This is a genomic window from Kitasatospora cheerisanensis KCTC 2395 (assembly GCF_000696185.1).
Classification (GTDB): Bacteria; Actinomycetota; Actinomycetes; order Streptomycetales; family Streptomycetaceae; genus Kitasatospora; species Kitasatospora cheerisanensis.
In genome coordinates this window covers 1,162,177-1,180,493 of record NZ_KK853997.1, presented here as the reverse complement: position 1 = coordinate 1,180,493, position 18,317 = coordinate 1,162,177, and the positions used below count along the sequence as shown (strand labels likewise).

Annotated in this window: 17 protein-coding genes, 1 tRNA gene and 2 pseudogenes; 10 read left to right on the top strand and 10 right to left on the bottom strand. The window is 74.3% G+C overall.

All coding sequences use genetic code 11. The features are described 5' to 3' along the window. Positions 1–66 precede the first annotated feature (66 nt). From KCH_RS05180 to KCH_RS05165, 4 genes are all read left to right on the top strand, one after another. Positions 67–150, top strand: a tRNA-Leu gene (locus tag KCH_RS05180). A gap of 202 nt (positions 151–352) precedes the next feature. Next, positions 353–922, top strand: coding sequence for a DUF3885 domain-containing protein (locus tag KCH_RS05175; protein ID WP_244305171.1), 570 nt, complete (start codon positions 353–355; stop codon positions 920–922). Between the two features lie 200 nt (positions 923–1,122). Then, on the top strand, positions 1,123–2,016 hold the full coding sequence (locus KCH_RS05170) for a YwqG family protein (RefSeq protein WP_051652756.1): 894 nt from the start codon (positions 1,123–1,125) through the stop codon (positions 2,014–2,016). A 197-nt stretch (positions 2,017–2,213) separates the two neighbouring features. Continuing rightward, on the top strand, positions 2,214–3,161 hold the full coding sequence (locus KCH_RS05165; RefSeq protein ID WP_035859433.1) for a GNAT family N-acetyltransferase: 948 nt from the start codon (positions 2,214–2,216) through the stop codon (positions 3,159–3,161). 66 nt (positions 3,162–3,227) lie between these two features. On the opposite strand, the gene KCH_RS05160 is transcribed toward KCH_RS05165, so the two are convergent. Next, positions 3,228–4,082, bottom strand: a complete 855-nt coding sequence (locus KCH_RS05160; protein ID WP_035859431.1) for a lysozyme — start codon at positions 4,080–4,082, stop codon at positions 3,228–3,230. Positions 4,083–4,405: 323 nt separating this feature from the next. Here KCH_RS05160 and KCH_RS05155 point away from each other — a divergent pair, with 323 nt between their 5' ends. Next, on the top strand, positions 4,406–5,269 hold the full coding sequence (locus tag KCH_RS05155) for a metallophosphoesterase family protein (protein WP_051652755.1): 864 nt from the start codon (positions 4,406–4,408) through the stop codon (positions 5,267–5,269). Here the strand turns inward: KCH_RS05155 and KCH_RS36840 are convergent. Beyond that, complete coding sequence (locus tag KCH_RS36840; protein ID WP_051652754.1) at positions 5,230–6,030, bottom strand: TRADD-N-associated membrane domain-containing protein; 801 nt, start codon at positions 6,028–6,030, stop codon at positions 5,230–5,232. The genes KCH_RS05155 and KCH_RS36840 overlap by 40 nt on opposite strands. A 264-nt stretch (positions 6,031–6,294) precedes the next feature. On the opposite strand from KCH_RS36840, the gene KCH_RS05145 reads away from it, so the two are divergent. Then, positions 6,295–6,861 (top strand): GNAT family N-acetyltransferase, encoded by a 567-nt coding sequence (locus KCH_RS05145; protein ID WP_051652753.1) that lies wholly within the window; start codon positions 6,295–6,297, stop codon positions 6,859–6,861. A gap of 69 nt (positions 6,862–6,930) precedes the next feature. Here the strand turns inward: KCH_RS05145 and KCH_RS05140 are convergent, their stop codons facing one another. Next, positions 6,931–7,341, bottom strand: a complete 411-nt coding sequence (locus KCH_RS05140; protein ID WP_244305169.1) for a YkvA family protein — start codon at positions 7,339–7,341, stop codon at positions 6,931–6,933. Between the two features lie 183 nt (positions 7,342–7,524). Between KCH_RS05140 and KCH_RS05135 the strand changes: the two genes are divergently transcribed. After that, on the top strand, positions 7,525–7,776 hold the full coding sequence (locus KCH_RS05135) for a hypothetical protein (RefSeq protein WP_035859429.1): 252 nt from the start codon (positions 7,525–7,527) through the stop codon (positions 7,774–7,776). Positions 7,777–7,846: 70 nt separating this feature from the next. Here the strand turns inward: KCH_RS05135 and KCH_RS05130 are convergent, their stop codons facing one another. Together KCH_RS05130 and KCH_RS05125 are read right to left on the bottom strand one after the other, a co-directional pair. Further along, a complete protein-coding gene (locus KCH_RS05130; RefSeq protein WP_035859427.1) occupies positions 7,847–8,425 on the bottom strand; it encodes an isochorismatase family protein in 579 nt (192 codons plus the stop codon). Between the two features lie 128 nt (positions 8,426–8,553). Beyond that, positions 8,554–9,045, bottom strand: coding sequence for a glutathione peroxidase (locus KCH_RS05125; RefSeq protein ID WP_035859425.1), 492 nt, complete (start codon positions 9,043–9,045; stop codon positions 8,554–8,556). 191 nt (positions 9,046–9,236) lie between these two features. Here KCH_RS05125 and KCH_RS05120 point away from each other — a divergent pair. Further along, positions 9,237–11,569: pseudogene (locus KCH_RS05120) on the top strand (heavy metal translocating P-type ATPase). A 102-nt stretch (positions 11,570–11,671) separates the two neighbouring features. After that, positions 11,672–12,376, top strand: coding sequence for a flavodoxin family protein (locus tag KCH_RS39200; RefSeq protein WP_084223285.1), 705 nt, complete (start codon positions 11,672–11,674; stop codon positions 12,374–12,376). A 260-nt stretch (positions 12,377–12,636) separates the two neighbouring features. Here the strand turns inward: KCH_RS39200 and KCH_RS05110 are convergent. From KCH_RS05110 to KCH_RS05095, 4 genes and pseudogenes are all read right to left on the bottom strand, one after another. Continuing rightward, positions 12,637–13,290: pseudogene (locus KCH_RS05110) on the bottom strand (MASE1 domain-containing protein); the annotation flags it as partial. Between the two features lie 264 nt (positions 13,291–13,554). Beyond that, on the bottom strand, positions 13,555–14,388 hold the full coding sequence (locus KCH_RS05105) for a PP2C family protein-serine/threonine phosphatase (RefSeq protein ID WP_035870810.1): 834 nt from the start codon (positions 14,386–14,388) through the stop codon (positions 13,555–13,557). A gap of 380 nt (positions 14,389–14,768) precedes the next feature. After that, positions 14,769–15,158 carry a hypothetical protein gene (locus tag KCH_RS42315; protein ID WP_167573914.1) on the bottom strand — a complete coding sequence of 130 codons (390 nt, stop codon included), beginning with the start codon at positions 15,156–15,158 and terminating at the stop codon, positions 14,769–14,771. Positions 15,159–15,445: 287 nt separating this feature from the next. Further along, positions 15,446–16,462, bottom strand: coding sequence for a LysR family transcriptional regulator (locus tag KCH_RS05095; protein ID WP_051652752.1), 1,017 nt, complete (start codon positions 16,460–16,462; stop codon positions 15,446–15,448). Between the two features lie 218 nt (positions 16,463–16,680). Between KCH_RS05095 and snpA the strand changes: the two genes are divergently transcribed. Further along, positions 16,681–17,307, top strand: coding sequence for a snapalysin (gene snpA, locus KCH_RS05090; protein WP_035859417.1), 627 nt, complete (start codon positions 16,681–16,683; stop codon positions 17,305–17,307). A gap of 151 nt (positions 17,308–17,458) precedes the next feature. Here the strand turns inward: snpA and KCH_RS05085 are convergent, their stop codons facing one another. Then, the gene (locus KCH_RS05085) at positions 17,459–18,313 is read right to left on the bottom strand and encodes a universal stress protein (RefSeq protein WP_035870808.1); all 855 of its coding nucleotides are present in this window, start codon (positions 18,311–18,313) and stop codon (positions 17,459–17,461) included. Positions 18,314–18,317: the final 4 nt, after the last annotated feature.

Here is an 18,317-nt window from a genome sequence, read left to right as displayed (position 1 = left end):
GAGAAATGCGGTAAGCTTCTCAGCAGGTCGAACGAAGCGAACCGGCGGAGAACGACCAACACCCATGCGCGGGTGGCGGAATAGGCAGACGCGCTGGATTCAGGTTCCAGTGCCCGAAAGGGCGTGGGGGTTCAACTCCCCCCTCGCGCACAGCGAAGCCCCGCAGATCCTCGGATCTGCGGGGCTTTCTCGTTCCCCGGGCCGGGGCACGACGGCGGGCCGGGAGGCAGTGCATCCGGTCGAGAGGTTCCTGCTCGGGCTGCTGATGCGGCGTCAGAAATCGCTTCTCCTGGTCGGCGGTGCCCGGGCATCATGGTCCGCCGGACGTCGGCAAGGTGAGAGGGCGTGGCAGGTGGCCGGGACGGAGCAGGCGGCACTGACGGAACTGTGGCAGCAGCAGTGGCCGGACTGCCCTCCGGTGGGGTACCGACTGCGCGGCCCGTACGGGGGAGTGTGGGTGCGCTTCCACAGCCTCCCGGAGTCGAAGCGGTACGCGGAGGACGAGAGCGAGTACGCCGTCGTCCTGGACCGCTACAACACCGTCCTCGACGAGCTGTTCGCCGGCACGGACGTGTACGTGATCGTGCCGACGTGGACCACCGAGCCCGGCGTCCCGCCGCACCGACCGGACGCCGGCTACTGGCAGAGCTTCCTGGCGGAGGACGACCCCGACCCGGCGTACCGCACGTACTACCACCTCTTCACCACCAGGCGCCCTTGGCAGCGCGGCTGCATCGACGACCTGCTGCGCGCCGTCGCCGACGACGAGACGGCGGACGTCCTGATCACAGACGTCCGGTTCCGGCGCATCCACCATCCCTACGACGGCGGCGCCGACGTCTTCCTCACCACGCCCGAAGAACGCGACCGGCTACGGGACCGGCACGCCGACTGGCTCTCCCGCCACCCGGCCGGTCTCTGACCCCGCCGAGAGAGCGGAGATGCTCACCGCGCCGAACGTCCGCAGGTAGCCGCCCCGTTCGGTTCCTCGCCGTCGGGCCGGAACCCGGTGGTCGAGGGGGCTTCGGCGACGGTGCGGGGGACGGTGGATACGCTGCCCTGCCGGATCCGCCGCCCGTGTCCTGACCTCGTGTCACGGCCCGACCGAGGGAGTACGCTCCGATGGTTCGCACCACCCCGCCCCGTCCGGTCGACGTGGAGGCGCTGTTCCCCGAGCTGCGGGCGCTGCGGCGGGAGGCGGTGCGCCTGCATCCCAGGCGGGGGAGGCCGGGGGCGGGGGAGAGTTCGCTGGGCGGCCCGGTGCGGTGGCCGCGGGCCGAGGCGTGGCCGCACTGTGCGGACGAGCACCCGCGGACCGCGTACGCGCCGCCGCGCGGGGCCGGCCCCGTCCCGCTGGTGCCGGTCGTGCAGCTGCTGGCCGCCGACGTGCCCGAACTGCCGTGGCCGGACGGCGCGGACGTGCTGCAGGTGCTGTGGTGCCCGTTCGACCACGAGCAGGGGTACGCGCCGCGGCCGGAGGTGTACTGGTGGGACGGCTCCCGCGCCGACCTCGGGCCGGCCGACCCGCCCCGCCCGGACGGCGCACCCTCCTGCTACCTGCCCGAGCCGTGCGTGCTGCACCCGGAGCGGATCGCCGAGTACCCGTCCTGGGACCTGCCGGAGCGCCTGTCCGAGGAGTTGGAGGAACGGTTCGAGCAGGTCGAGGAGGAGACCGGCTGGTCGTACGAGTACCACCTGTCGGTCGCCGACGGGACGAAGGCGGGCGGCTACCCCGCCTGGGGTCAGGACCCGGACTGGCCCGACTGTCCGGGGTGCGGGCGGCGGATGGACCACCTGCTGTCCGTCGCCGCCGCCGAGTTCGACGGCGAGAGCTGGCGCACCTGGCTCCCCGTCGAGGACACCCCGGCCACCGGCGAGATCTGGGACCTGCCGTACGAGGAGCGGAGTTCGGTCCAGAGCGCGGCGGGCCTGATGATCGGGGACATGGGCGGCCTGCACCTGTTCGCCTGCCCGCACTGCCCCGACCGTCCGTACGCCCACCGCGCCACTGCCTGACCGGCCGGTCCTCGGCGGGCAGCGGGCACGAGGCCGGTACGGTCCTGGCAGGTCGTCCCTGCCGCTCCCGTCGTCCGGACGCAAGGGCGGCCTTGCTGCCGCGCCGCCGCTGCCGTGAAAAACCGCTTGGGGCAAGGGCGTTGAAACGGGTAGAAAGGCCAGGTTTGCCACCGGAGTCGACTGTGAAGGAGGGGGACATGGCACTCCCGGAGGGAATGACCGTGCGGCCGGCGGTGCTCGGCGACGCCGAGGCCGTGTGCGCGCTGCTCAACCAGGTGGACGAGATCGAAGTGGGCCGCGCGTTCACCGAGTTGCACGAGGTCGAGGAGGACCTCGGCCACCCGTCGGTGGACCTGGAGCGTGACTCCTGGCTGCTGTACGACGCCGCCGGGCAGCTGGTCGGGTACGGCATCGTGCGGGACCGCTCGGCGGGGGAACGGATCAACCTGGACCAGTACCTGCTGCCGGGCCACACCGCGTCGGGGCTGCACCTGTTCGGGCTGATGGAGGCGCGCGGCGCCGAACTCGCCCGCGGCAACGGTGCCGACCGGGCCGTGCTGCACCTGATGCTGACGACCGAACCGACCATCGACACCGGGGCGTTGGCCGGCCGCGGCTGGCGGCTGGAGCGCCGGCACCACGTGCTGACCCGCGCCGTGGACCCGAAGACCGACCCGTTCCCGGAGGCCCCGGCGGGCCTGCGGCTGCGGTCCTGCGCCACCGAGGAGGACCGGCGCACCGTGCACCGGCTGCTGCACGAGACCTTCGCCGAGCACTACGACTTCCAGCCGCGCAGCTACGAGAAGTGGTGCGAGGACACCGGCGCGGACAGCGCCGACTGGTCGCTGGTGTGGATCGCCGGCCTCGACGGGCACGGCGACGTCGCCGTGCTGCGCACCCGGGCCGACCGGGCCGACCAGGCCTGGGCCTCCCACATCGGGGTGCTCGCGGAGCACCGCGGCCGGGGCATCGGCGGCTACCTGCTGCGGTACTTCTTCGCGGTGTACGCGGAGCGCGGCCACACCCGGGTCGGCCTCGGGGTGGACACCGAGAACGCGACCGGCGCGCCCGCGCTGTACCGGGACAACGGCATGGAGCTCGACTTCGCCGTCGACACCTGGGAGTTGGTGGTCCCGGCGCGCTGAGACGCGGGGCCGCCCGCGGCCGGAGCGGGGTGGATTCCGGCCGCGGGCGGGAGTGCTGACGGGACGTCAGCCGTTGGCGAGGGCCTGGACGCGGTCCAGGGCGCCGTTGAAGTAGTTCTGGTCGCCGGGCAGGGTGCCGGAGTCGGCGTACTGCCAGATGGTCTGGTAGGACCAGCCGGCCGGCAGGGTGCCGACCGCGGAGGCGTAACGGGCGATCCAGAGCGGGTTGGTGGCGCCGAAGGAGCTGTTGTTGCCGGTGCAGGTGGTCCACCAGTCGGTGGTGGTGTAGATCACCGGGTAGCGGCCGGTCTTGGTGTGCACGGTGTTGGAGAAGTCGCGGATCCAGCTGACCATGCCGGCCTGGCTCAGGCCGTAGCAGGTGGCGCCGTACGGGTTGTACTCGATGTCCAGCGCGGGCGGCAGGGTCTTGCCGTCCTTGGACCAGCCGCCGCCGTGGGCGACGAAGTACGCGGCCTGGGTGGCGCCGGAGGAGGCGTTGGGCAGCGCGAAGTGGTAGGCGCCGCGGATCATGCCGACGTTGTAGGAGCCGTTGTACTGCTGGGCGAACGAGGGGTTGGTGTAGGTGGTGCCCTCGGTGGCCTTCACGTAGGCGAAGCGGCCGCCGTTGGCGTAGGCGGTGCTCCAGGCGACGCTGCCCTGCCAGTTGGAGACGTCCATGCCCTTGGTCTGGGTGACGGCCAGGGCGGCAAGGGAGTTCGCGGTGGAGGCGGAGGTGTCCTTGCCCTCGTGCGCGGCGACGGTGGAGCCCGCGTAGTCGAGCTCGGGGTGGAAGTTGGCGGGGGTGCTCGGCTTGGCGGCCTGGGCGGGGCCGGCGGCGGCGATCGCGCCGACCAGCAGGGCGGCGGACGCGACCGCGGTGGCGGTGCGGCGGAGCATGCGGCTGGTGCCGTAAGCAGGCATGACGGGTCCTCAGTGGGGTGAAGAGCGGCCGGGTTTCGGCCGCTGCGGAGAAGATATAGTCATGGACCCGTCAGTCAACAGAGTGTTGAATCAACACATCGTCAGAAAGTATGTAGAGCGAACAGACATAGGTGCGTCCACCGAACACCTGGGGTTCCGACGGACGTTGACGGAGCGACAGAAAGCACGTCCGCTGGCGCCGCGGCGGCGCCCGGAGGTAGCGTGTCAACGCGCGTCCCACTGCCGGGATGCGCCGGCGGACGGAACCGCTCCAGCGGCGGACGGAAGTGGCGCGCCGGCGGAGGCGGAACCTGGGGGGAACGATGACGGACGGACGCCTGCTCGCGGTCAGCGACCTCCACGTCGGCGTCGCCGACAACGGGCCGGTGCTCGACCAGCTGAAACCGACCGGCCCGGACGACTGGCTGATTGTCGCCGGTGACGTCGCCGAACGCGTCGACGCCGTCGAAGCCGCCCTGCGCGTCCTCGCGGACCGCTTCGCCAAGGTGATCTGGACCCCCGGCAACCACGAACTGTGGACCACGGCGCAGGACCCGGTCGCGGTCGACGCGCCCGAGCGCTACCGCCTGCTGGTCGAGCGCTGCCGCGCCCTCGGCGTCGCCACCCCCGAGGACCCGTTCCCGGTCTGGCAGGGCCCCGACGGCCCGTACGCCGTCGCCCCCGTGTTCACGCTGTACGACTACAGCTTCCGGGTGCCGGGCGTGCACACCAAGGCCGAGTCGCTGGCCCGGGCCCGCGACAACGGGGTGATCTGCACCGACGAGTTCCGGATCGACCTCGGCCCGTACGCGGGCGTCGAGGACTGGTGCCGGGAGCGCGTCGCGGCCACCGAGAAAGCGCTTTCCGCGCACGATCCGGAACTGCCGCTGGTGCTGGTCGGCCACTGGCCGCTGGACCGCCGCCCCACCGACGTCCTGCACTACCCCGACTTCGCCCAGTGGTGCGGCACCGAACTCACCGCCGACTGGCACCGCCGCTTCAACGTCGCCGCCGTCGTCTACGGACACCTGCACATCCCGCGCACCACCTGGTACGAGGGCGTCCGGTTCGAAGAGGTCTCGCTCGGCTATCCCCGCGAGTGGCGCCGCCGCGGCCACCCGCGCGGACTGCTCCGCCAGATCTTCCCCTACCCGGGCCCGCCCGAGCGGCCCGTCCCCGCCCCCTGACCGTCCCCGGGGCGCAGGAGCGGATCGGCGCCCGCCTGCCCGTCCGGTGACGCGGGCTCCGGGAGGCGCCCGCCGGCCTCCAGGACCGGCAGGGCCGTGCCCGGCTCGGGCAGCACCCGGTCGGTCACCACCGCCGAATCGGGCTCCAGGCCCATCTCGCGCATCGCGGCCGCCGCATTGAGCCGGTCCCGCGTCTGCGGATCCGCGACCCGGTCGATCCAGCCCCGCAGCTTCTCGATCACGTGGTCCCGCTCGATCTGGGCGTCGAGCCGGTCGTCCTGCTCCGCGAGGTGCCGGCGACTCCGGTTGGTGTGGACGGCCAGCGCTCCGCCGACGGTGGTGATCAGCGCGCCCGCGAGGCTGGTGACCAGCGGCACCGAGACGGCCTCCCCGTTGCTCGCGCGCAGAACGGTGAGGACGGCCCCGGTGAGCACCACGCCCGCACCGCTCGCCATGGCCACCACGCTCAGCAGGAACATGATCTCGTTGTGCCGGAGCGCCTGCCGGTAGGCGGACATGCGAAGCCGCTGGCGCTCGACGGCGAGACTCGATCGGACGGCCGCCGCCGTCTCGTGGTGCGGGGCGTGGTTGACGATGATGTCCCCGCGGATGTCGCCACCGACGGCGACGCTCCCGCCGGCCGCGTGAATCCCCAGGTCGCGACCGACCGCGAGACCCGTGCCGTCCGCGTCGGCCTCCACGCGGATCCCGGGGGCCCGATTGACGGCCCTCTCCCGGCGCCGGCCGAAGAATCCGGGCATGCCCCTCCTTGGTCGCCTGCGAACGCCGCACGGACAGCAGCCCGGCGCGCCTCAGCCGGGACATTGCCGGTGACCCGGGGATCGAAACCCCGCCCCGGCAGGCGGAGTTCGCGGAACAGGACCCCCCATCGGACGAGCTCCCGGTGGACGCGCGTACCGGCCCGGCCGGCGCCCCGACGTTCGGGCGCGCCAGGGCCGTTGTGGCACGATGGCCGTTCGAGCACCCGAACCGCCGCGGCCGACCGGCCCGAAGGAGCGCACCCGATGACCGCCGAGCCGACCGCCGCCCGCACCGCCGACCCGGCCGCCCCCGTGCCGACCTTCCGCCCGGCCGGGGCGCGGGACGTGGCGGCCGTGGTCGCGCTGGTGGAGTCGGCGTACCGGGGCGAGGCCAGCCGGGCCGGATGGACCACCGAGGCCGACCTGCTGGACGGGCAGCGCACCGACGAGGCCGCCGTGGCCGAACTGCTGGGCCGCGCCGAGTCGGTGGTCCTGCTGGCCGAGCAGGACGGCCGGCTGCTGGCCTGCTGCCACGTCGAACGGCGCGGCGCCACCGGCTACTTCGGCATGTTCTCGGTCTCCCCGACCGCCCAGGGCGGCGGCCTCGGCCGCCGGGTGCTGGCCCGCGCCGAGGAGTGGGCCCGGGACGCCTGGGGCGTGACGGCGATGGAGATGACCGTCATCGAGCAGCGCGCCGACCTGATCGCCTGGTACGAGCGCCGCGGCTACGCCCGCACCGGCGTGTACGAGCCCTTCCCGTACGGCGACGAGCGCTTCGGCATCCCGCTCCGCCCCGACCTGCGCTTCGAGAAGCTGCTCAAGTCGCTGTAACCGCAAGGGCGGTGGCACCGGCCGTCGGCCGTCTGGGGACGGCCCGGGTCGGCGGCGAGCGCGGTGGCGTCAGCCGTCGGCCGGCAGCTCGCCGATCGCGCCGCCCTCGCCCCGGCGGGCCCACTCGACGTACCGGCCGGACTCCCGGGTCAGGCCCATCAGGAACCACAGCAGCAGGCCGGTGTCGTCGCTCCAGCCGAGCACCGGGATGAAGTCCGGGATCGCGTCGATCGGGCTGACCAGGTACACCGCGACCGCGAACGCGAACACCAGCAGCTTGCCCGGGCCCACCCCGGGGTAGCGGCGCAGCAGCACGTCCCGGCACAGGCGCGGCAGCGCCCACACCCGGGCCGCCAGCCCGGGCGCGCCCGGCCGCCGGGTCTCCCGGTACAGGCCCCATGCGGAACGCGACACCGCCAGGCCGTCCAGCCCGCGCATCCGCGCCGCCGCCGTGCCCTTCGACGCCCTGCCCTTGCCCACGCGGTCCTCCCGGAACCTTCGACGTGCTTCCACGGTACGGGACCGGGCAGGTGGCACCAGGTCCCGTACCGGACCGCTACCCATCCGTGACGCGCCCGGTGCGCCCGCCGCCGAACGGTGACATCTGCGCCGGCACCGGCGGTGCGCCGTGCACGGCGGGGGAGCGGGTCCGAAGCTGGCCGCATGACTTCCAGCAGCAACACCGGCACCGGCGGTGCGGCCGACGAACCCCTGGTGCGGATCGCGGAGTTCCGCACCGACAGCCGCTACCGCCTCGTCCACTTCAAGGACAGCGGCTGGATGCCGCTCGCCCCCGAGGAGTTCGAACCGGAGGTGAGACGGCACTTCCCCGACCTCGACCCGCACGACCCGGTCCGGGTGCACTGGGACGACCGCCCCTGGCAGTGGCCCAGCTGGCACCCCGGCGAGGCCTGAGCCGGGAGCGGAACCCGCCCGCCCGGCGGGTTCCGGCGGGTTCCGGCGGGTTCCGGCACGCCCCGGCGGGTCAGCGGGACTTGTCCAGCAGGTCGAGGATCTCCTCGGTGGTGCCGGTCTCGCCGAGGCGCGGGAAGATCCGCTCCACGCTGTTGCGGTGCGCCTGCGCGTCCATGTCGGTCATCGCGTCGACCGCCAGCGTCACGTGGTAGCCGTGCTCGAACGCGGCCCGGGCGGTGGACTCCACGCCGATGCTGGTGGCGACGCCGGTCAGCACGAGCTGCGTCACGCCGCGGCGGCGCAGCTGCACGTCCAGGTCGGTGCCGTGGAAGGCGCCCCAGTTGTGCTTGGTCACCACGGTGTCGGACGGGTCGTGCAGCTCGGCGGCCAGCGTGTCCCAGCCCTCCGGCGGGGTCGCGCGGGGCCGGGCCAGCTCGGTGCGGCCGGGCACCAGGTCGGCGCCGTCGGGCGCGAAGGACACCCGCACCAGCACCACCGGCAGCCCGGCGGCGCGGAACGCCGCGGCGAGGCGGACGTTGCGCGCCAGCACCTCGCTCGTGGGGTACGGGTCGCCGGGGGCGGCGAGGATGCCCTGCTGGAGGTCGACGACCACCAGGGCGGTGGCCGGGTCGAGCGCGGTGACGGACACGGAAGTGCCTTTCGTCGTGACGGGGGCAGCCGGAGGGGCCCGGACTGTCCAGTTCCACTGCGCAGGTTACCTGTACAGTTTCGGCCGCCCCGCGGCGGCCACCGGACAACCCGGGCCCCTCCGTCCCGTCAGCCGCGCAGCTGCGCCTCGATCGCGCCCACCAGCTCCGCCGACTCCGGCTCGGTCCGCGGCCGGAACCGCCCGACCACCTCGCCGTCCGCACCGATCAGGAACTTCTCGAAGTTCCACTGCACGTCCCCGGCCTCGCCCGCGGCGTCCGCCACCTCGGTCAGCCGGGCGTAGATCGGATGCCGGCCGGCCCCGTTCACGTCCACCTTCTCGAACAGCGGGAACGACACCCCGTACGTGGTCGAGCAGAACTCCTGGATCTCCTCCGCCGAGCCCGGCTCCTGCCCCGCGAACTGGTTGCACGGGAACCCGAGCACCGTGAACCCGCGCTCCCCGTACGCCTTCTGCAACCGCTCCAGGCCCGAGTACTGCGGCGTCAGGCCGCACCTGGACGCCACGTTCACCAGCAGCAGCACGTTGCCCCGGTAGTCCGCCAGCGACGACTCCTCGCCCGCCAGCGTCCGGATCGGAAGCTCGAACAGCGACTCCATGCCCCACCTGCCTTCTGTGCGCCGGACCCCGGACACCCCGGGACACCGGACGGGAACACCAACACCCCGAACCTACCCCGCCCGCCCCCGGGCCGGGGGACCCCACCGCCCGGGACCGACGGCCCTGGCCGGACCGGCGCGGCAGAGGTGCACTGGAAGGAGGAGCCGCCGAGCGAGCGGAGGAGACCCCCATGGCACCGCACACCGCACCCAGCGAACAGGGCGGCGCCCGACGGCTGTTGAGCGGCGGCGGAATCGAACCCGTGCTGCTCGGCGTGGTCGCCGCCGCCACCGCCGTCGGACTCCTCGCCTGGGCGGCCGGCGCCCACGGCTTCGCCGACCAGGCCTGGATCGCCGCCACCGCCGCCTCCATCCCGCCCGCCCTGATGTGGGTCGTCCAGGCGCTGCGGCGCGGCCGGGCCGGCGTCGACCTGATCGCCGTCCTCGCCCTGGCCGGCACCCTCGCCACCGGCGAGTACCTGGCCGGCGCCCTGATCGCCCTGATGCTCGCCAGCGGCCGCTGGCTGGACGCCGCCGCCGAAAGCCGCGCCACCCGCGACCTGCGCGCCCTGCTCCGCCACGCCCCCCGCAGCGCCCGCCGCCGCACCGGCGACGGCGTCGAGACCGTCCCGCTCGCCGACGTCCGGATCGGCGACCGCCTCGTCGTCGGCCCCGGCGAGACCGTCCCCGTCGACGGACGGATCACCGGCAGCCGCGCCGTCCTCGACGAATCCGTGCTCACCGGCGAATCCGTCCACGTCGAACGCGAACCCGGCGACCCCGCCCGCAGCGGCGCCGTCAACGCCGGCAGCGCCTTCGAACTGCGCGCCACCGCCACCGAGGAACACAGCACCTACGCCGAGATCGTCCGCCTCACCCAGCAGGCCGGCGCCGAACGCGCCCCCGTGATCCGCCTCGCCGACCGCTACGCCGCCTGGTTCCTGCCGGTCGCCCTCGGCGCCGCCGGCCTCGCCTGGATCCTCACCGGCGACGCCGTCCGCGCCGTCGCCGTCCTGGTCGTCGCCACCCCCTGCCCGCTGCTGCTCGCCGCACCCGTCGCCATCGTGTCCGGCATCTCCCGCGCCGCCCGCAAGGGCGTCGTGGTCCGCGACGGCGCCGCCCTGGAGACCCTCGGCCGGGCCCGCACCGTCGCCCTCGACAAGACCGGCACCCTCACCTCCGGCCGCCCCCGCGCCTTCGACATCGCCACCGCCCCCGGCCGCACCCCCACCGAGGTCCTCGCGCTCGCCGCCGCCGTCGACCAGTACTCCCCGCACGTCCTCGCCGAAGCCATCACCGCGGCCGCCGCCGAACGCAGACTGACGCTCCCCCCGGTCCACGACGTCACCGAACAGCCCGGCCACGGCGCCGCCGCCACACTCGCCGACGGCCGCACGGCCACCGTCGGCCACCACGACACCACCGACCTGCCCGCCTGGGCCCGCGCCGCCGACAACCGGGCCGCCCTCGACGGCGCCGCCATCGCCTGGGTCACCGTCGACGACCGGCCGATCGGCGCCGTCCTGCTCCGCGACCCCGTCCGGCACGACGCCCCGCGCACCGTCCGCCGCCTGCGCGAGGCCGGCGTCACCCGGCTCGTCATGCTCACCGGCGACCGGCCCGAACCCGCCCGCGAGATCGCCGCCGTGGTCGGCCTCGACGACGTCCGCGCCCGCCAGACGCCCGCCGACAAGGTCGCCGCCGTCCGCGCCGAACGCGAACGCGCCGTCACCGTCATGGTCGGCGACGGCGTCAACGACGCACCCGCCCTCGCCGCCGCCGACGTCGGCGTCGCCATGGGCGCCCGCGGCGCCAGCGCCTCCTCCGAGGCCGCCGACATCGTCCTCACCACCGACCGCGTCGACCGCCTCGCCGACGCCGCCCAGATCGCCACCCGCTCCCGCCGGATCGCCGTCCAGTCCGCGCTCGGCGGCATGCTGCTCTCCCTCGCCGCGATGCTGCTCGCCGCGCTCGGCCTGCTCCCGCCCGCCGCCGGCGCCCTGCTCCAGCAGCTCATCGACGTCGCCGTCATCCTCAACGCCCTGCGCGCGCTGCGCCCCGGCCGCGGCACCGGCCCCGAGATCGACGCCGGCACCGAGCAACTGGTGCGCCGCTTCGCCGCCGAGCACGACGACCTCCGCGACGTCCTGGAAGCCGTCCGGGAAGCTGCGGACCGGCTCACCGAAGCGGACTCCGCCGACGCGCTCGACGCCGTCCGGCACGTCGACCACCTGCTCACCACCCGGCTGCTCCCGCACGAGGAGGCCGAGGAGCGCGAGCTCTACCCGGCCCTCGCCGACGCCCTCGGCGGCCCGAGACCACCGCCACCATGAGCCGCGCCCACACCGAGATCCACCGCCTCGCCCGCCGAATCACCACCCACCTCGCCCACACGGAACCCACCGGCGCCCTCGCCCCCGAACAGCATGAGGACCTGCGGGCCTGCCTGTACGGCCTGCACTCCGTCCTGCAACTGCACTTCGCCCAGGAGGAGGAGAACTACTTCTCGCTGGCCGCCGCCTGACGGGCCGTCATCCGCCGCCGTCCGGCGCGCCGGGGCCGCCGCCCCGGCGCGGGCGTGGTGCGATGGGTTCCCCCCTGTCACGGGCGCACGGAACGGACGGCGATGACCACCTACACCGACCTGCGGGCGGTCTTCCTCAACTGCACGCTCAAGCGCTCGCCCGAGCGCAGCAACACCCAGGGCCTGATCGACATCAGCGCCGGCATCCTGCGCCGCCAGGGCGTCCAGGTCGAGGAGATCCGCGCCGTCGACCACGACATCGCCACCGGCGTCTGGCCCGACATGACCGAGCACGGCTGGGACACCGACGAGTGGCCCGTCCTCTACTCCCAGATCATGAACGCCGACATCCTCACCCTGGCCGGACCGGTCTGGCTCGGCGACAACTCCTCCGTCATGAAGCAGGTGATCGAGCGCCTGTACGCCTGCTCGGCGATCCTCAACGACCGCGGCCAGTACGCCTACTACGGCCGGGTCGGCGGCTGCCTGATCACCGGGAACGAGGACGGCGCGAAGCACTGCGCGATGAACGTCCTCTACAGCCTCCAGCACCTCGGCTTCACCGTCCCGCCGCAGGCCGACGCCGGCTGGGTGGGGCCGGCCGGCCCCGGCCCGTCCTATCTGGACGAGGGCTCCGGCGGGCCGGAGAACGACTTCACCAACCGCAACACCACCTTCATGACCTGGAACCAGCTCCACCTGGCCCGCCTGCTCAAGGACGCCGGCGGCATCCCCGCCCACGGCAACCAGCGCTCCGAGTGGGACGCCGGCTGCCGCTTCGACTTCGAGAACCCCGAGCACCGGTAGGGCCCTTCGCCGGACCTGTGGTGGTCCGGCCCGCCCGGGCGGTCGGCGGGCCGGACGGCGTCGTACGGCGGTCGGCCGTCAGTCGGGGCGGCGGCGGTCGGCGGGGGGCGGCCAGGGGACGTCGGCCTCGCCGGGGCGAGGCGGTTCACCACCTCGGCGAGGGCGATGCACGCCTGCTCGATGGTGGCGAGGGTGTTCTCGCGTTCGGCAGTGACCGCGGCGAGCAGCAGTCCGGTCAGGGCGGCGACGCCGTTGAGGGCCTGCAACTGGACCATCACGGCGAGCAGGCTGTGGTCGGCGAACGGGCCGACGTGACCGACGGCGGCGGGAACGGCGAAGACGGACACCACCAGGACGCACGGCGCGGCGCCGAGCAACTGGAAGCGCAGCGCCGCCCACATCACCACCGGCAGCACCAGGAAGAGCAGGGAGAGCGGGCTGCGGGTCGCCGTGAACACCGTGACGGCGGTGACCGCCACCAGGCCGAGGGCCTCGGCCCAGCGGCGCAGCGGTACGTCGCGGGGCATCCGGGCGGCGCGCACCGCCAGCAGCAGCGGGGTGACCACCAGCACGCCCATCGCGTCACCCGTCCACCACGCCGTCCAGGCGGGCCAGAACTGGTGCGCGGCCAGCGCGCCCTCGGACACCAGGATCAGGCAGGCGGCGCTCGCACTGATCAGCGTGGAGGCGAGCGCGCCCAGGAAGACCAGCGCCACCCCGTCCCGCAGCCGGTCGAGCTCGACCCGGAAGCCCACCCGGGCCAGCAGCAGGACGGCCACCACCGGGGCGAGCGTGTTGCCCGCCGCGATGCCGAAGGAGGCGGGGGTGATCGCTCCGAACCCCGCGATGACCAGCAGGGCGCCGAGCGCGATCCCGGGCCACACGCGCAGGCCGAGCAGCAGCAGGCCGGCCACGGCGACGCCGGTCGGCGGCCACAGCGGGGTGACGTGGACGCCGCCCACGACGACCTGCGTCAGCAGGCCGAGCCGGCCCCCGCCCAGTACACGAGCGCGACGCCGAGGATCGACAAGCCGGCCACCGCGGTCTCTCGGGCCTTCGCGTTGCGCAGCACAGCAGCCATCTCATCGCACGCCGCCGCCGGGCCCGGCCGTGACACGCCCGGAGGGCGGGCCGGGACGGTCGGATCCGCTGCGGTCACCCGCCGCTGCCGGGCGCCGTCACGGTCCGCCGTGGCAGAGCACCAGGACGGCGGCGTCGTCCTGGTGCCCGGTGAGGTCGGCGACCTCCAGCACCTGGCCGGCCAGCTCCCCGGGCTCCGCACCCACTCCCGCGCGCACCCGCCGCAGGACGTGCTCCAGCCCGGTGTCGAGCGGGAACGCGGGCCCTTCCACCACGCCGTCGGTCACCAGGACGACCGCTTCCGTCCCCGACAGGCGCCGCCGCGTCACCGGGTACACCTCGCCGGGTTCGATGCCGAGCGGCAGCCCCACCTCGTCGGCGTTCTCGGTGTCCTCGATCCCGGACCGGCCGTCGGCGGTGGCCCAGATCGCCGGGACGTGGCCGGCCCGGGCGACGGACAGTTCGTGGGTGGCGGGGTCGAAGCGGAGGAAGCAGCAGGTGGCGAAGAGGCTGTCGGGCAGGGACAGCAGCAGTTCGTTGGTCCGGGCCAGCACCTCGCCGGGGTCGCTCGCCGCGGTGGCCAGCGCCCGCAGGCCGATCCGGACCTGGCCCATGAACACGGCCGCCTCGACGTCGTGGCCCTGCACGTCGCCGATGGTCAGCCCGAGCGTCCCGTCCGGCAGCCGGAAGCCGTCGTACCAGTCGCCGCCGATGTCCAGGCCGTTGCGCGCGGGCGCGTACCGGGCGGCGGTCCGCAGCCCGGGCAGGCTCGGCAGCGCGGCCGGGAGCAGCTCGCGCTGGAGCGCCATGGCGAGTTCGACCCGGGCCCGCTGGAGTTCGGCGTGCTCCAGCGCCCGGGCGGTGAGCTCGCCGAGCTTGCCCAGCAGTTCGTGCGCACCGGCCGGGTGCGACGGGGGACGGCGACGGCTCACGGGCGGCTCCAGCACGGCCTCGGCTGACGGGCGGCGGACAGCGGGCGGCGGTCCTGCCGCCGCGTGCATCCATTGTCCCTTCACCCGATCGGACCCGCCCCCGCGATCGCCGGCGGCCTACCGGGGGCGGGAGGGGGAGGCGGCGGCAGGCCGTGGGGGCATGACGGGCGTCCGGGAGATCCCCGCGGCCGTCGACGCGAGCGAACGGCTGCGCTCGGCCGGCCGCGACGTCGTCCTCGGCACCGGTTCGTCGGCGGCATCCCCGCCCACGGCAACCAGCGCTCCGAGTGGGACGCCGGCTGCCGCTTCGACTTCGAGCCCCCGGGCACCGCCGAGCCGCCGGACGGTTGTGGATGCCGCCGGGCGCGAAGCCGCCGACGTCACTTCTGGTTCTCGCAGTACGCCCCCTTCTCCTTGAGCTCCAGCAGGATCCTGTCGATGGTCGCCGTGGGGATGTCCTTCAGGTCCTTGTCCTGCTTGGCCGCGCTCTCGATCCGCTTCAGGAGCTTCTGCTGCTCCTCGGCCGAGGTCTTCCCCAGCGGGCCGTTCATGACTTCGGCGTCGACGATCCGCTCGAGCGCCCTGAGCTGGGCAGCGGTGAGGTGCCCTTCCCCTTTCCGCGCGGCGTTCTCCTTCTCCATCTCCGCGTTGACGCAGGTGACGACCTTTTCCCGCTGCGCCTTCCCGTCGTCCGCCGAGGCGTGGGCGGGGCTGCAGAGCAGCAGGGCAGTGGCCGCCATGAGTGTCGCGGCCGGGCGATGCAGATTCATTCAGTTCCTCCGAGGGCGCCGGATGGTGCCGTCCGGGCATTTTCGCGTCCCAAGGGGGGCGTCGGGCGCCGACCGGGCCCGAGGCTGGTCCGTCCGTGTCGGATCTTCCTCCTCGGCACGGTCCACCGGATCGGAGCCCGCTGGGCGCTGTTGTCGGTGCACGCGCCTCGGGTGACCGACAAGATCATCGGTAGAGCCGGTCGGGAGTTCACCGCGCTGTGCGAGCGGGTCCTCGCAGGTGATCCGGAACTCGCCCACGGCCGGACGGAGGAGGTGTCCGGTTTCGCTCATGACCGTCCGGACGCCGGCTGGGTGGGGGAGAGGGCCGGCGGCCCCGGCGGGGCGAGGAGGGTGTGCAGGGAGCGGTTGTGGCGGTCCAGCCAGGCGCGGTAGGCGGGGTTGCCGGAGGCCAGGTCGAGGTAGGCCCGGCAGAGGTCGACCCAGAGGCCGTCGAGGGTCGGGCTGCCGACGGTGTCGGGGCGCCAGGTGAGCAGCAGCCGGACGGCGAGCGGGTCGCCGTGGACGGGTCGCAGGACGGTGCCGGGGCCGGGCGGTGAGGTGGGCTGGCAGGGGCGGACGGCCTCGCCGGAGGCGACGAGTTCGGCGGCGGTGGCGTTGTCCCGGACCTGGACGACGTGGGGGTCGAGTCCGGCCTCGGCGAAGACCCGGCGCAGCGCGGCGTACTCGTGGTCGGCGGTGGGGTCGACCATCCAGGTGTCCTGGGCGAGGTCGGCGAGGGCGACCACCGGCCGGCCGGCGGCGGGGTGGGTCTCGGCGAGGGCGACGAACTGGGGTTCGCGGGCGACCAGCACCCGCTGCTCGGTGCCGGCCGGCACCTGGAGCGGGAAGCCCTCGCTCTCGTGGACGAAGGCGATGTCGAGCTGTTCGGCGGCGACCAGCTGGATCAGGGCGATCGCCGAGATGTCGATGTGGATGGTGGTGTCGGTCTCCGGCAGCCGCTCGTGGATGCGGCGCAGCCAGGCGGCGACCGCGCGGCTGCCGACGCTGCCGATCCGCAGTCGGCGGCGGCCCGGTCCGGCGGCCTCGGCGCGGGCGGCGGCGACCAGGGCGTCCATTCCGGTGATCACGGGCCGGGCGCGGGAGAGCACCGAATGGCCGAGCGCGGTGGGCCGGCTGCCGGTCTGTTCGCGGGTGAACAGCCGTCCGCCGACGGAGCGTTCGATGCGGAGCAGCTGGGTGGTCAGCGACGGCTGGGTCATGCCGAGCCGACGGGCGGCCTTCCGGACGCTGCCGGTGTCCGCGATCGCGCACAGCACCCGGAGGTGTCGGACGTCGAGCTCCATCACGGGAGGATAGCCAGGGCTTCCATGAACTGCCAAGAGCATGTCAAATTCTGTCCACGTTCCGTCAACTCAAGGGCTGCGCAAGGGTATTGCCCCGGGCTATCGCCGGTTGCCATCTCCGCACCCCGCCCGCCCTGCCCCAAGCTCGGTGCAACACCTCGTCACCGCGTCCCGGCCGGCCTCCCCACGGCCCCGGGACCCGCGAATGGAGTCCCCACATGAACCGCTCCATGACCGTGCTCGCCGCCGCCCTCGGGCTGGTCCTCGCGGCCGGCACCGCCGCCGTCCCCGCCGCCGCGGCCACCACCCAGGGCTACACGCCGTCCGCGGGCATCGCCGCCAACTCCACCGAGGACGCCAACAACAAGGCGTTCTTCGAGGCCGTGATGAAGTCGGCCCGCGCCAAGCAGGCCGCCAACCCCTACCTGCTGGCCGTCACCGTCACCTACGACGCCAGCCAGGCCCCGACCTTCCGCACCGTCATATCCCAGAGCGCGCAGATCTGGAACTCCTCGGTCGCCAACGTCCAGCTCCGCTCCGGCACCAACGCCGACTTCCGCTACTACGAGGGCAGCGACTCCCGCGGCTCCTACGCCTCCACCGACGGCCACGGCCGCGGCTACATCTTCCTCGACTACGCGCAGAACCAGCAGTACAGCTCGCTGCGCGTCACCGCCCACGAGACCGGCCACGTGCTCGGCCTGCCCGACCACTACTCCGGCCCGTGCAGCGAGCTGATGTCCGGCGGCGGCCCCGGCACCTCGTGCACCAACCCGTACCCGAACAGCACCGAGCGGAGCCGGGTCAACAGCCTCTGGCTGTACGGCGTCGCCGTCGCCGGCTGATCCCGGAGCACCCGCCCCGCAGCGCAGGACCCGCAGCCCAGGACCCCCGTCGACCGCCCCCGGTCGGCGGGGGCCCGCGCGCGTCCGGCGGCCCGTCAAGTCCGTTGGTGGGGCCGCGAATCGACGTCCGGGGCCCGCGCGCGTCCGGCGCTCAGTCGTGCGGGACGACGACCACCGGCGCCTGCGCGTGCTGGACGACCGCGTGCGCGACCGGGCCCAGCCGGCGCCGGCGGCGGCCCGCCACCACCAGCGCGGCGCCGGCCGAGGCCGCCACGACCGCGCCGGCCGCACCGCCGGTCCGGCTGTCCTCCACCACCGCGACCTCCGGGTACTTGGCCCGCCACACGCCGAGCGCCTGCCGCAGCAGCCCGGCCTCCAGGACGCGGAACTGCTCCGCCTCGGCCGCCGGCGCCACCCAGCCCGCGTAGCCCCAGACGGGGGGCGGCGTCCAGCCGTGCACCGCGCGCAGCACCGCGCCGCGGGCCGCGGCCTGCCGGAACGCGAAGTCGAGGACCTGGTCCGCCGGGGCGTGCGCGTCGACCGCCACCACCACCTCCGCCGCGCCCGGCCCGTCCTGCCGGGCCGGCTGCCCGGCCCGCACCAGCACCACCGGAACCTCGCAGCGCGCCGCCGCGAACAGGCCGACCGAGCCCACCAGCAGCCCCTCGAAGGCGCCCAGGCCCAGCGAGCCGAGCACCAGCAGCTCGGCCTCCGCCGCGGCGGCGACCAGCGCGGCCCCCGGCTCGCGGCCGGCCAGGATGCCGGTGCGCACCTCCAGTCCGGGACGGGCCTCCCGCACCTGCCGCGCGGTGTCGGCCAGCGCGCGCTCCGCCAGGCTCCGCACGGACGCCGACCGGTCGGCGTCGACGTGCAGGTCGTCCTCCCAGGTCCAGGCGTGGACCAGGTGCAGGGCGTGGCCGCCGCGCAGTGCCTCCTCGGCGGCCCAGCCGACCGCGGCGGTGCTCTCGGCCGAACCGTCGGTGCCGGCCAGGACGAACGTGCTCATCGCG

What these genes read in the sequence shown, in the direction of transcription:
- KCH_RS36840 (WP_051652754.1), bottom strand. Translation starts at nt 6,030, where the DNA reads ATGCCCGGATTCTTCGGCCGGCGCCGGGAGAGGGCCGTCAATCGGGCC.
- KCH_RS05085 (WP_035870808.1), bottom strand. Translation starts at nt 18,313, where the DNA reads ATGAGCACGTTCGTCCTGGCCGGCACCGACGGTTCGGCCGAGAGCACC.
- KCH_RS05095 (WP_051652752.1), bottom strand. Translation starts at nt 16,462, where the DNA reads ATGGAGCTCGACGTCCGACACCTCCGGGTGCTGTGCGCGATCGCGGAC.
- KCH_RS39200 (WP_084223285.1), top strand. Translation starts at nt 11,672, where the DNA reads ATGACCACCTACACCGACCTGCGGGCGGTCTTCCTCAACTGCACGCTC.
- KCH_RS05160 (WP_035859431.1), bottom strand. Translation starts at nt 4,082, where the DNA reads ATGCCTGCTTACGGCACCAGCCGCATGCTCCGCCGCACCGCCACCGCG.
- KCH_RS05125 (WP_035859425.1), bottom strand. Translation starts at nt 9,045, where the DNA reads ATGGAGTCGCTGTTCGAGCTTCCGATCCGGACGCTGGCGGGCGAGGAG.
- KCH_RS05135 (WP_035859429.1), top strand. Translation starts at nt 7,525, where the DNA reads ATGACTTCCAGCAGCAACACCGGCACCGGCGGTGCGGCCGACGAACCC.
- KCH_RS05170 (WP_051652756.1), top strand. Translation starts at nt 1,123, where the DNA reads ATGGTTCGCACCACCCCGCCCCGTCCGGTCGACGTGGAGGCGCTGTTC.
- KCH_RS05155 (WP_051652755.1), top strand. Translation starts at nt 4,406, where the DNA reads ATGACGGACGGACGCCTGCTCGCGGTCAGCGACCTCCACGTCGGCGTC.
- snpA (WP_035859417.1), top strand. Translation starts at nt 16,681, where the DNA reads ATGAACCGCTCCATGACCGTGCTCGCCGCCGCCCTCGGGCTGGTCCTC.
- KCH_RS05165 (WP_035859433.1), top strand. Translation starts at nt 2,214, where the DNA reads ATGGCACTCCCGGAGGGAATGACCGTGCGGCCGGCGGTGCTCGGCGAC.
- KCH_RS05145 (WP_051652753.1), top strand. Translation starts at nt 6,295, where the DNA reads ATGACCGCCGAGCCGACCGCCGCCCGCACCGCCGACCCGGCCGCCCCC.
- KCH_RS42315 (WP_167573914.1), bottom strand. Translation starts at nt 15,158, where the DNA reads ATGAATCTGCATCGCCCGGCCGCGACACTCATGGCGGCCACTGCCCTG.